Source organism: Streptomyces sp. NRRL B-24572 (assembly GCF_002156145.1).
Classification (GTDB): domain Bacteria; phylum Actinomycetota; class Actinomycetes; order Streptomycetales; family Streptomycetaceae; genus Streptomyces; species Streptomyces vietnamensis.
On record NZ_MWIG01000069.1, the window covers coordinates 25,386 to 37,759 of the forward strand.

The window sequence follows — 12,374 nt, forward strand, 5'->3', positions numbered from 1 at the left end:
TTTCGGTCAAGTGCTCTTTCCTGTCACCCGGGGGCGTTCCAGGGGTCGTCGGTGGTGCCCCAGCGCACCCGCTGCCCCTCCGTCACGGCCGGGGCGGCGTGCCGGGCCGGATGGGCCGCCCTGCCCGCCACGACGACGTCCTCGGCACCGTCCAGGACGCCGCCCGAGGGGTCGTCCGCGCCGTCCTGCCGGACCGGGTCCTTCTCGGGCGTCAGGATGTCCCGTACGACCATCGCGCACAGGTACAGCGTGCCGAGCAGGTGCAGGACGATCGCGAACTGGTAGCCGTCCACCGGAAGGCCCTGCTTGTTGCCGCTGGTGGTGAAGGCCAGGTACATCCAGACGCCGACGAAGTACATGACCTCGCAGGCCTGCCAGACCAGGAAGTCGCGCCAGCGGGGACGGGCGAGCGCGGCCAGCGGGACCAGCCACAGCACGTACTGCGGCGAGTAGACCTTGTTGGTCAGCACGAACGCGGCGACGACCAGGAAGGCCAGCTGGACGAAGCGCGGCCTGCGGGGCGCCGTGAACGCCAGGAACGCGAGACCGGCCACCGCCGCCGCCATCAGCAGCAGCGCGTACAGATTGGCCCGGCCCGGTGTGATCACGTCGCCCGTCCGCTGGCTGACGAGCAGCCAGATCGAGCCGAAGTCGACGTTCCGGTCCCGGCTGAACAGGTAGAACTGCTTCCACCCCTCCGGCGCGAGCAGCATCACGGGCAGGTTCACGACCAGCCACGCGCCGCACGCGCCGAGCACCGCTGCCCCGTACGCCCGCCACTTCCCGGCACGCCAGCAGAGCAGCAGCAGCGGGCAGAGGAGCAGTATCGGGTAGAACTTGGCGGCGGTGGCCAGGCCGAGCAGGATCCCGAAGGCCAGCGGCCGGCTCCGCGACCACATCAGGACGGCGGCGGCGGTCAGCGCGACGGCCAGTATGTCCCAGTTGATCGTGGCGGTGAGCGCGACCGAGGGCGCGAGCGCGACCAGGAGACCGTCCCAGGGGCGCAGGCGGTGCGTCCGGGCCACACAGACCGCGAGGACGGCCGCGCACACCATCAACAGGCCCGCGTTGACCAGCCAGTACCACTGCTCCCGCTGCGTCATGTCGCCGCCGCCCGGCGTCAGCCAGGCCGCGACCTCCATGAAGAGGCCCGTCAGGACCGGGTACTCCAGGAACGGTATGTCGCCGCCCAGTCGGTCGAAGTACGGGACCAGGCCGTCCGCGAAGCCCCGCCCGGCGAAGAGGTGCGGGATGTCCGAGTAGCAGGCGTGGGTGTACTGGGAGGTCGTGCCCCGGAACCAGGCCCAGTTGTAGCAGGGCAGTTTCTGCACCATGCCGAGGGCGTACATGCCGAGGGCCACGAGCGCGATCACCCGCACCGGCGTCAGCTGCCCGGTGTCGGCCGCCGCCCGGCGGCCGTAGGGGCCGCCGATCAGCTCGCTGCCCGCGGCCGCCACCTTGTCCCGGTGGGTGGGGATGACCGTCTGCGAGCGGTCCTGCGGTGCGCTCGACTTCTGGAGGCTCGGCATGGGGGACATCCTGCCGTACGTCCCCGGGAAAACGGCGAGGGCCGCCGCGGCCGCTCCGTACGGAAGGTACGGGGCGGACGCGACGGCCCTCAGCACGTGCCCGGCGATGTGCCCGGCGGCGGGATCAGGGGACCCAGTTCCCGCCCCCGGGTTTGCCGTTCCCGCCTCCCGAGCTGGTGTCCGTCGGCGAGGCGGTCGGCGACGTCGTGTCGGTGGGGGGTGGCGTGGTGGTGGGTGCCGTGGTGGTGCCACCCGGCTTGCCGTTGTTGCAGTTCCAGTCCAGGACGTCACAGGTCGTCTTGCCCGGCTTCGGCGACTTGGTCGGCGTCGCCGGGGGCGTCGTCGTCGGAGTGGCCGGGGGAGTCGTCGTCGGCGTCGCCGACTCGGTGGGCGTCTCGGTGGCCGTCGGGCTCGGCGTGGGGCTCGCGGCGCCACCACCGAAGACGGGCTTGGCGCCCTCCAGCTTCTCCGGCTCCGGGAAGTCCACGACCGGATCGTCCTTCACGGCATCCGACATGTACTCCTGCCAGATCCGCGAGGGGAACGACGAACCGTGGACCTTCTCCATGCCGCCGGTGCCGTACATCTCCTCGAACTTGCGGTTCGGCTTCGTCTCGTCGTCGTCGAAGCGGTACATGTCGATCGCGGTCGACAGCTGCGCCGTGTAGCCCACGAACCAGGCCGACATGTTGTCGTCGGTCGTACCGGTCTTGCCGGCCACCGCGCGGCCCGGGATCCGTGCCTTGGTACCGGTACCCCGGGGGTCGTCCACGACGGACCGCAGCACGTCGGTGACGTTGCTGGCGATGGCCGGGCTGAAGGCCTGGTTGGTCTTCGCCTTGTGCTGGTTGATGACGACGCCGTCCTTCTTCACCTTCTCGACGGAGTAGGGGTCGTTCTGCTCCCCCTGGTTGGCGAAGGTGGCGTACGCGCCGGCCATGCGGATCGCGCTCGGGCTGGAGACACCGAGGGAGAAGGAGGGAACGTCGGCCTTGACCAGGGATTCCTCGCGGAGTCCGGCCTTGATGGCCGCGTCGCGGACCTTGTCGATGCCGACGTCCATGCCGAGCTGCACATACGGCGAGTTGGCCGACTTGATCATGGCGTAGCGCAGAGAGACGGGGCCATAGCTGGCGTTGTCGTCATTGCTCTGCTTCCACTCGTTGCCCTTGTCGTCGAGCCAGATGTCCCCGTTGTACTTGCGGATCGTCAGGTCGTTCTTGCCGTTGTAGAGGCTCTTGTCCGGGTCCACGATCGTGCGCTCGGAGGCGTCCTGCTCCGGGGGGCCGTTCTTGTCCCGGACGCCGTCCTTCATCGCGGCGGCGAGCACGAAGGGCTTGAACGTCGATCCGACCTGGGCACCGGTGGCGTCGGCGTTGCTCTGGTAGTGCTTGGTGGCGTCGGTGCCGCCGTAGATGGCGACGATCTTCCCGGTCGCGGTGTCGACGGAAGCGCCACCGAACTGGACGTGCGTGTCGTCCTTCGGGCGCTTCTTCGGGTCGATGTTCTCCTTGATGATGTTCTTGATCGTGGCTTCCATCTTGTCCACCTTCGGCTTCTCGAAGGTGGTGTAGATCTCGTAGCCGCCGAGTGCCAGTTCCTTCTGCGTGATGCCGAACTGGTTCTGCATGTTCCCGTTGGCGGTGGAGACCAGGTAGCCGATCTGACCGCCCAGGTTGGCGCTCTTCTTGGGCCCCTGCGTCTTGGGGAAGGTCGTGTACTTCGCCCGTTCCGCGGCCGGGAGACGCTTGTCCTTCTCCATCTCGTCGAGGATCCACTTCCACCGCTCGGTCGCCCGCTTGGTGTTCGCCTCGCGCGTGGCCGCGGGGTCGATCTCGGGGTAGCCGGCCGGGTCGAAGTACGTCGCGCCCTTCAGCACCGCGGCGAGGAGCGCCGACTCACTGGGGTTCAGATACCTGGCGTCCTTGTTGAAGTAGGCACGGGCCGCCGCCTGGATGCCGTACGCACCACGTCCGTAGTACGAGGTGTTCAGGTAGCCGGCCATGACCTCGCGCTTGTCGACGTCGTTGCCGACCTTCATGGCGATGAAGAGTTCCTTCACCTTCCGTGTGACGGTCTGCGACTGGTCGTCGAGGCGGTTGTTCTTCACGTACTGCTGGGTGATGGTCGAACCACCCTGGGTCTCGCCGCCCTTGGCCATGTTCCACACGGCGCGGGCGATGCCCATGGGGTCGACACCGGAGTCCGTCCAGAAGGTCTTGTTCTCCGCCGAGACCACCGCGTCCTGCATGGCCTGCGGGATCTGCTCGATGGGGACGATCTGGCGGTTGGTGCCACTGCCCGTCGCGACCATGCGCGACCCGTCGGCCCAGTAGTAGATGTTGTTCTGCGAGGTCGCCGTCTTGGCCGAGTCGGGGATCTCGACCTTCGAGTACGCGATCGTGGCAGCGCCCATCAGGCTCGCCACGAAGAACAGGAACGTGCCCGTCACGAGCTTCCACGACGGCAGCCAGCGACGCCAGCCCCACTTGTCGTGGCGCGGGTAGTCGATGATCCGCTTCTTGCCCGGCGGGCGACCGCCGCCGGAGCCCCGCCCCGGACCACTGCCGCGACCGCCGCCACCGCCACCGCGCCGGCCCCCACCGGGACCGCCGGGAGCGCCTGGACCGGAATCGGCACCCCGCCGGCGGCTGCCGCGCTGGGCGGCCCGTCGGGCCTCCGCGCGACCGCCGTAGGGACGCTGCTCCTCTCCATAGGAGGAGGGAGGTCCGTACGAGGCCGAAGGGGCCCCCGTACCGACGTCATGGGCCGGGGCCGACCTGCGGCCCATCGGCTGCTGGGCAGCGCGCCGTGCCGCCGCGCGACCGCCCGTCGGCGGCTGCTGCGGCGGCATTTTGCGACGATGCTCGCTCATCGAACGACTACTCCTCGGGCAGGCGCGTACGCCTGGAAGCGGCAGTTGAGTTCCGGTCCCCCCGAAATGGGCACGGTTGGAACCCATCGGAGGCTCCTCCGTACCGCAGCCGGTCACCCGCAGCACTGACGCCCCACGGCATCGCTCGGTTCCCGGTGGTCTGCATGCCGCACAGACTACGCACGGCCAAAACCCGCCTAGAGCCGGACTTCACCCCAAATCGGGCAAGTCGATCGCTGTGAATTGACGATGTGACGCCGGTCACGGCGGTCCCGCTTGTCGGGACAGAGTGGCCGTTCTATCGTGCTGATGTATCGAGTCGATACATCAGCACGGCATAAGGGCCCCGAAAGCGGAGGAGGAGGCGACGGATGAGCAGACGCTCCGGCATCCTCGAGTTCGCCGTCCTCGGCCTGCTGCGCGAGGCCCCCATGCACGGGTACGAGCTGCGGAAGCGCCTCAACACCTCGCTGGGCGTCTTCCGGGCCTTCAGCTACGGGACTCTGTATCCCTGCCTCAAGACGCTGGTCGCCAACGGCTGGTTGATCGAGGAGCCGGGCAGCGCCCCCGAGGAGGCCCTCGCCGCTTCACTCGCAGGACGCCGGGCCAAGATCGTCTACCGGTTGACCCCGGCAGGTAAGGAGCACTTCGAGGAGCTCCTCTCCCACACCGGCCCGGACGCCTGGGAGGACGAGCACTTCGCGGCGCGCTTCGCCTTCTTCGGGCAGACCGAGCGCGAGGTGCGGATGCGCGTGCTCGAGGGCCGCCGCAGCCGGCTCGAGGAGCGCCTGGAGAAGATGCGCGCCTCCCTGGCCCGGACCCGCGAGCGCCTGGACGACTACACGCTTGAGCTGCAGCGCCACGGTATGGAGTCCGTGGAGCGCGAGGTGCGCTGGCTGAACGAGCTCATCGAGAGCGAGCGGGCGGGGCGGGATCAGCGATCCGGCCCCGACGCCCCCGCTCGGCACGACAACGATTCTGGAGAGACGGGCGGCCTGCCCCGGCACGGGGGCAGTACCCGGCCGGATCCGTCCGACGACACCGCCAAGTGAAACCCTGCTAGCAGCAGGGCTTCCACGATCACACAGGGAGCAACCGGAATGGGTTCGGTTCGCGTAGCCATCGTCGGCGTGGGCAACTGCGCCGCCTCGCTGGTGCAGGGCGTCGAGTACTACAAGGACGCCGACCCGGCGACCAAGGTGCCCGGCCTGATGCACGTCCAGTTCGGCGACTACCACGTCGGTGACGTCGAGTTCGTCGCCGCCTTCGACGTCGATGCGAAGAAGGTCGGCCTCGACCTCTCCGACGCCATCGGCGCCAGCGAGAACAACACCATCAAGATCTGCGACGTCCCGAACAAGGGCGTCACGGTCCAGCGCGGTCACACGCTCGACGGTCTCGGCAAGTACTACCGCCAGACCATCGAGGAGTCCGCCGAGGAGCCCGTCGACGTCGTCCAGATCCTCAAGGACCGCCAGGTCGACGTCCTCGTCTGCTACCTGCCCGTCGGTTCCGAGGACGCGGCGAAGTTCTACGCCCAGTGCGCCATCGACGCCAAGGTCGCCTTCGTCAACGCCCTTCCGGTCTTCATCGCCGGCACCAAGGAGTGGGCGGACAAGTTCACCGAGGCCGGTGTCCCGATCGTCGGCGACGACATCAAGTCGCAGGTCGGCGCGACCATCACGCACCGCGTGATGGCGAAGCTGTTCGAGGACCGCGGTGTCCGTCTTGAGCGCACGATGCAGCTCAACGTCGGCGGCAACATGGACTTCAAGAACATGCTGGAGCGCGAGCGCCTGGAGTCCAAGAAGATCTCCAAGACGCAGGCCGTCACCTCGCAGATCCCGGACCGCGAGCTGGGCGAGAAGAACGTCCACATCGGCCCGTCGGACTACGTGGCCTGGCTGGACGACCGCAAGTGGGCGTACGTGCGCCTGGAGGGTCGCGCCTTCGGCGACGTCCCGCTGAACCTGGAGTACAAGCTCGAGGTGTGGGACTCCCCGAACTCCGCGGGTGTCATCATCGACGCCCTGCGCGCCGCGAAGATCGCCAAGGACCGCGGCATCGGCGGCCCGATCCTCTCCGCGTCCTCGTACTTCATGAAGTCCCCGCCGGTGCAGTACTTCGACGACGAGGCCCTGGCCAACGTCGAGAAGTTCATCAAGGGTGAGGTCGAGCGCTAAAGCGCCGCACCACGCTTGTCGATCGAGGGTCCCCGAGGCGCTGCCCGGGGGCCCTCTTCGTATGTGAGTCTTGCGCCATGTCCGTCGTACGTGATCTGCGCGTACTCCTGCGCCTGGCGAACTTCCGTCGCCTGCTCGCCGTCCGGCTGCTCTCGCAGTGCGCCGACGGCGTCTACCAGGTGGCCCTGGCCACGTACGTCGTCTTCTCCCCCGAGAAACAGACCTCCCCCGGCGCGATCGCCTCCGCCATGGCGGTGCTCCTGCTCCCGTATTCGCTCGTCGGCCCCTTCGCCGGAGTGCTCCTCGACCGCTGGCAGCGCCGTCAGGTCTTCCTGTACGGGAACCTCCTGCGCGCCCTGCTCGCCTGCGGGACCACCGTCCTCGTCCTCGCCTCCGTACCGGACTGGCTCTTCTACGCCTCCGCCCTCTCCGTCACCGCCGTCAACCGCTTCGTCCTCGCAGGGCTCTCGGCCTGCCTTCCGCGTGTCGTCGACGAGGAGCGGCTCGTCATGGCGAACTCGGTCTCGCCCACCGCGGGCACCCTCGCCGCGACCCTCGGCGGCGGGCTCGCCTTCGGGGTCCGGCTCCTCGCCGACGACTCCGACGCGGTCGTCGTGGCCTTCGGCGCCGTCCTCTATCTCTGCGCCGCCCTCGCCTCCCTGCGGATGTCCCGGGAGCTCCTCGGTCCCGACCCCGACCTCGTGCCGCAGCGCCTCGTCTCGGCGCTGAAGTCGACGGCCCAGGGTCTGGCCGCGGGGCTGCACCACCTCGCCGAGCGCCGGCCCGCCGCCCGCGCGCTCGCCACGGTGGCCGTCATGCGCTTCTGCTACGGCGCCCTGCTCGTCACCGTGCTCATGCTCAGCCGTTATGCCTGGAGCTCCACGGATGCCGAGGGGATCGGCCTCCTCGGACTCGCCGTCGCCGCGTCGGGCGCGGGTTTCTTCGCTGCCGCCGTCCTCTCCCCCTGGGCGGTCGGACGCTTCGGACCCTTCGGCTGGATGACCGTGTGCACGGCTGCGGCCGCCGTCCTCGTACCGGCGCTCGGGCTGCCCTTCACCCCGACCCCCTTCCTCGTCGCCGCCTTCGTCCTCGGGCTCATCACCCAGGGGGCCAAGATCGCGACGGACACGGTGGTCCAGACGTCCGTGGACGACTCCTATCGGGGCCGGGTCTTCTCGCTCTACGACGTCCTGTTCAACGTCGCCTTCGTGGGCGCGGCGGGCGTCGCGGCGCTGATGCTGCCGCCCGACGGCCGGTCACCCCTGCTCGTCGTGCTGGTGGCCGCGATCTACGGGGCGCTCGCCCTGGTCCTGTGCCGGGAACGACAGGAGGGGTGATGTTTCACGTGAAACACCACCCCTCCGGAGCGTCGATCGGGTCGTGTTCCACGTTTCACGTGAAACATCGGCCCGTCCGGGCATCGGCCCGGCTCAGTCGCGCGCGGCCCACCACTCCTTGAGCGCGGCGACGGCCTGGTCGTGCCCCATCGGCCCGTTCTCCAGCCGGAGCTCGAGCAGGAACTTGTACGCCTGGCCGATGGCCGGCCCCGGCCCGATGCCCAGGACCTCCTGGATCTGGTTGCCGTCGAGGTCGGGGCGGATCGCGTCCAGCTCCTCCTGCTCCTGGAGCTGGGCGATGCGGTCCTCCAGGCCGTCATAGGTCCGGGAGAGCGCTGCCGCCTTGCGCTTGTTCCGCGTGGTGCAGTCCGAGCGGGTCAGCTTGTGCAGCCGCGAGAGCAGCGGCCCGGCGTCACGGACGTAGCGCCGCACGGCCGAGTCGGTCCACTCGCCGTCTCCGTAGCCGTGGAAACGGAGGTGCAGCTCCACGAGGCGCGAGACGTCCTTGATCATCTCGTTGGAGTACTTGAGCGCGGTCATGCGCTTCTTGGTCATCTTCGCGCCGACCACCTCGTGGTGGTGGAACGAGACCCGGCCGTCCTTCTCGAAGCGGCGGGTACGCGGCTTGCCGATGTCATGGAGCAGGGCAGCGAGACGCAGGACCAGGTCGGGGCCGTCCTCCTCCAGGTCGATCGCCTGGTCGAGCACGGTCAGTGAGTGCTCGTAGACGTCCTTGTGCCGGTGGTGCTCATCGCTCTCCAGGCGCAGCGCCGGCAGCTCGGGGAGCACGTGCTCGGCGAGACCCGTGTCCACGAGGAGCCCGAGGCCCTTCCGGGGGTGCGCCGAGAGCAGCAGCTTGTTGAGCTCCTCGCGGACGCGCTCGGCGGAGACGATCTCGATCCGGCCCGACATCTCCTTCATGGCCGCCACGACCTCGAGGGCGACCTCGAAGTCCAGCTGGGCGGCGAACCGCGCGGCCCGCATCATGCGCAGGGGGTCGTCGGAGAAGGACTCCTCCGGCGTGCCCGGCGTGCGCAGAACCCGGGCGGCGAGGTCCTCGAGACCGCCGTACGGGTCGATGAACTCCTTCTCGGGGAGGGCCACGGCCATCGCGTTGACGGTGAAGTCACGCCGGACGAGGTCCTCGTCGATGGAGTCGCCGTAGGAGACCTCGGGCTTCCGGGAGGTCCGGTCGTACGCCTCCGAGCGGTACGTGGTCACCTCGATCTGAAAGCTCTGATCGGCGTCTCCGACGCGGGCCTCCTTCTGGCACCCGACGGTCCCGAAGGCGATGCCGACCTCCCACACCGCGTCGGCCCACGGACGGACGATCTTCAGTACGTCCTCGGGGCGGGCGTCGGTGGTGAAGTCCAGGTCGTTGCCGAGCCGGCCGAGCAACGCGTCCCGCACCGAGCCGCCGACCAGCGCGAGGCTGAACCCGGCCTCCTGGAAACGGCGGGCGAGGTCGTCGGCGACAGGGGACACACGCAGCAGTTCACTGACCGCGCGGCGTTGCACCTGGCTCAGTGCAGTCGGGGTGTCTTCGTTGGCGTTCGGCACAACAGAAAAGGGTACGTGCCCCGGCTCACCGCGACGTCCTCGTTTTCCCCGGGCGGGGCCCCCGGCGGCCCGGTCGAAGATCGGCTGGAGCACTCCCCGGCACTTGCCCCCAGCGTGCCTCGTTACCATGCCTGGACACAGCAACCGGGAACCACCGACACCACTGGCACCAGAGACAACGACGAGGACGGGCGAACGCGTGGCCGAGGCGGCAGACATCCAGGGAACCGGTCCCTCACCTGCCCGCCGATGGCTGCGGCGCACGATCACCGTCGCCTTCGGGGCGCCACTCCTCGCCGGCCTGCTCCAGGCCCCGGTCGTCGCCTCCCCGGCGGCCGCCGAGGACGCCACCGGCTCCAGGACCGTCGATGTGTCGCTCGACACGCTGACCCCGAGCGCGCCGGTCGAGGGGGACACCGTCACCGTCACCGGCACGGTGACCAACCGGGGCAAGAAGACCGTCACCGACGCGACCGTGAACCTGCGCGTCGGACCGAGGATGACGAGCCGCAGCGAGATCGAGCAGGTCACGGGGCGCACCGGTTTCCGGAACGACAGCGACCCCGCGCCCCTCGAAGACGCCCCCACCGTCAAGATCCCCCGGCTCGGCGCCGGTCTCAGCGCGGACTTCTCCCTGTCCGTGCCCGTCTCCGAGCTCGGGCTCGACGAGGAGGGCGTCTACCAGCTGGGCGTCTCCCTCACCGGACAGACCTCGGACCGGCAGTACGACCGGGTGCTCGGCATCGAGCGGACCTTCCTGCCGTACGAGCCCGAGGCCGCCGAGAAGAAGACCCAGCTCACCTACCTCTGGCCGCTGATCGCCTCGGCGCACGTCTCGGCGGAGACGGCCACGGACGACCAGCAGACCCCGGTCTTCGAGAACGACGACCTGGCGGCCGAGCTGCGTCCGGGCGGGCGCCTGGACCAGCTGGTCGCACTGGGCAAGGACCTTCCGGTCACCTGGGTGGTCGACCCGGACCTGCTGGCCTCCGTCGACGCGATGGCGAACGGCTACCGCGTCAAGGACGGTGACCGGGACGTCCCCGGCAGAAACCAGGCCGTCGCCGAGCGGTGGCTGGACGCGCTGGAGAAGGCGGTCCAGGGGCACAAGGTCGTCGCCCTTCCCTTCGCCGACCCCGACCTGGCCTCCCTGGCCCATCGGGGCAAGGACGTGCCCGGCTCCCTCGGACACCTCCAGTCGGCGACCGCCCTGGCGGGCATGACGGTCGAGACCGTCCTCCACGTCCCGGCGTCCACCGACTTCGCCTGGCCCGCCGACGGAGCCGTCGACCCCTCCATCGTGGCGGTCGCGACCTCGGCCGGCGCCGACAAGGTGATCGCCCGCAGCGACAGCGTCCGCGACGACCTCCCCTACACGCCCACGGCCGCCCGCCCGCTCGGCAACGGCAGCACCACGGCCGTGGTGAGCGACGCGCTCCTGTCCACCGCCTTCGAAGGGGACATGGTCCGCACCGAGAACTCCACGCTCGCGGTCCAGAAGTTCCTCGCCCAGTCCCTCGCGATCACCCTGGAGCAGCCGGAGGACCAGCGCAGCATCGTGGTCGCCCCGCAGCGGATGCCGAGCGTCGCCCAGGCCCAGTCCATGGCGACCGCCCTGGAGGGCCTCTCCGGCAAGCGCTGGACGCAGCCGACCGACCTCCTCGCGGCCGCCGCGGCCAAGCCCGACCCGGACGCCTCCACCGCGGTGCCGAGCAGCTCCCGCTACCCGAAGAAGCTCCGCGACCGGGAGCTTCCGGTCCAGGCCTTCCGTGACATGAAGACCACGCGGGACGAGCTGGACGACTTCAAGGTCGTCCTGACCCAGCCGGAACGCGTCGTGACGCCGTTCGGCAACGCGATCGACCGCGAGATGTCGACCTCCTGGCGTGGCGAGGCCCGGGCGGCCGCGATCTACCGGAACGACGTCCTGGACTATCTGCAGACCCTCACCAAGGGCGTCCAGCTGGTCGACAAGTCGGACCTCACGCTCTCCGGCCGCAGCGCGACGATCCCCGTGACCGTCCAGAACAAGCTGCTCCAGGGCGTGGACGGCCTGGTGCTGCGCCTCACCTCCGCCAACAAGAACCGGCTGGAGCTGGACGGCGACGGCTACGCCGAGCGCCCGGTGAAGGTCGGTGGCGGACACAGCCAGTCGGTGAAGTTCACCGCCTCGGCCAACGTCAACGGCCAGGTGCCGATGACGGCCCAGCTCTACACCGAGGACGGCACCCCGTACGGGCAGCCGATGAACTTCACCGTGCGGGTCTCCGAGATCACTCCCACGGTGATGCTCGTGATCGCGGGCGGTGTCCTCCTCCTCGTCCTCGCCGGCGTCCGCATGTACAGCCAGCGCAAGCGGGTGGCGGCACGGAACGCCGAGGCCGAGGCGGCCGAGGACGGCACGGTCGAGGAAGGCCCCGCTTCGGAGCCCGGCCAGGACGAGCCGGGCGAGGAGGAACCCGGCAGGGACGAACCCGTGCAGCCGAGTGACCCGACACCGGACACACCGGACACCGGGTCCGAAAGCGGCGGCCCGTCGGGCCCGGGTGAGAAAGTGGACCGTTGAGCGATGTCGTGGCCGGTCGGCCGGGGACGATGAGGTGGGGTAACCATGAACGCGCCGTACGACGGTGACCGCGGCCAGGGCGCGGGCGGCCCGGCGCCGTCCGGTGGGACGCCCGCGGCGCCTCCCGGTGCCGGCCACCCGCCGGTGCAGCCCCCGCAGCAGGGCGCCCCTGGCCCGCAGGGACAGGACCCCTACGCGCAGAGCCCGTACGCCCAGGACCCCTACGTCCAGGACGCCTACGCCCACGACCCGTACCTGGCCCAGGACATGTCCGTGCAGGACCCGGTGACCGAGGCGCTCTACGACCGCGCCGCGCACCCGCCG

General features: G+C 69.7%; 7 protein-coding genes and 1 pseudogene. 5 read left to right on the forward strand and 3 right to left on the reverse strand.

The genetic code is table 11. The features are described 5' to 3' along the window. Positions 1 to 23: 23 nt before the first annotated feature. Positions 24 to 1,529, reverse strand: a complete 1,506-nt coding sequence (locus CCN56_RS04605; protein WP_086823887.1) for a glycosyltransferase family 87 protein — start codon at positions 1,527 to 1,529, stop codon at positions 24 to 26. A gap of 124 nt (positions 1,530 to 1,653) precedes the next feature. Continuing rightward, positions 1,654 to 4,404: a transglycosylase domain-containing protein gene (locus CCN56_RS04610; RefSeq protein ID WP_086823888.1), complete on the reverse strand. Its 2,751-nt coding sequence runs from the start codon at positions 4,402 to 4,404 to the stop codon at positions 1,654 to 1,656. A 371-nt stretch (positions 4,405 to 4,775) separates the two neighbouring features. Here CCN56_RS04610 and CCN56_RS04615 point away from each other — a divergent pair, with 371 nt between their 5' ends. From CCN56_RS04615 to CCN56_RS04625, 3 genes are all read left to right on the forward strand, one after another. After that, positions 4,776 to 5,456: a PadR family transcriptional regulator gene (locus CCN56_RS04615; protein WP_086823889.1), complete on the forward strand. Its 681-nt coding sequence runs from the start codon at positions 4,776 to 4,778 to the stop codon at positions 5,454 to 5,456. Positions 5,457 to 5,504: 48 nt separating this feature from the next. After that, entirely contained in the window at positions 5,505 to 6,587 is a 1,083-nt protein-coding gene (locus CCN56_RS04620) for an inositol-3-phosphate synthase (RefSeq protein WP_031003130.1), read from the forward strand. A gap of 77 nt (positions 6,588 to 6,664) precedes the next feature. Beyond that, complete coding sequence (locus CCN56_RS04625) at positions 6,665 to 7,924, forward strand: MFS transporter (RefSeq protein ID WP_086823890.1); 1,260 nt, start codon at positions 6,665 to 6,667, stop codon at positions 7,922 to 7,924. A 93-nt stretch (positions 7,925 to 8,017) separates the two neighbouring features. On the opposite strand, the gene CCN56_RS04630 is transcribed toward CCN56_RS04625, so the two are convergent. Beyond that, on the reverse strand, positions 8,018 to 9,484 hold the full coding sequence (locus tag CCN56_RS04630; RefSeq protein WP_179199687.1) for a CCA tRNA nucleotidyltransferase: 1,467 nt from the start codon (positions 9,482 to 9,484) through the stop codon (positions 8,018 to 8,020). A 199-nt stretch (positions 9,485 to 9,683) separates the two neighbouring features. Here CCN56_RS04630 and CCN56_RS04635 point away from each other — a divergent pair, with 199 nt between their 5' ends. Then, positions 9,684 to 12,050 (forward strand): DUF6049 family protein, encoded by a 2,367-nt coding sequence (locus tag CCN56_RS04635; protein WP_086823892.1) that lies wholly within the window; start codon positions 9,684 to 9,686, stop codon positions 12,048 to 12,050. A 45-nt stretch (positions 12,051 to 12,095) separates the two neighbouring features. Next, positions 12,096 to 12,374, forward strand: a pseudogene (locus CCN56_RS04640) (murein biosynthesis integral membrane protein MurJ); the annotation flags it as partial.

What these genes read in the sequence shown, in the direction of transcription:
- CCN56_RS04620 (WP_031003130.1), top strand. Translation starts at nt 5,505, where the DNA reads ATGGGTTCGGTTCGCGTAGCCATCGTCGGCGTGGGCAACTGCGCCGCC.
- CCN56_RS04615 (WP_086823889.1), top strand. Translation starts at nt 4,776, where the DNA reads ATGAGCAGACGCTCCGGCATCCTCGAGTTCGCCGTCCTCGGCCTGCTG.
- CCN56_RS04625 (WP_086823890.1), top strand. Translation starts at nt 6,665, where the DNA reads ATGTCCGTCGTACGTGATCTGCGCGTACTCCTGCGCCTGGCGAACTTC.
- CCN56_RS04610 (WP_086823888.1), bottom strand. Translation starts at nt 4,404, where the DNA reads ATGAGCGAGCATCGTCGCAAAATGCCGCCGCAGCAGCCGCCGACGGGC.
- CCN56_RS04605 (WP_086823887.1), bottom strand. Translation starts at nt 1,529, where the DNA reads ATGCCGAGCCTCCAGAAGTCGAGCGCACCGCAGGACCGCTCGCAGACG.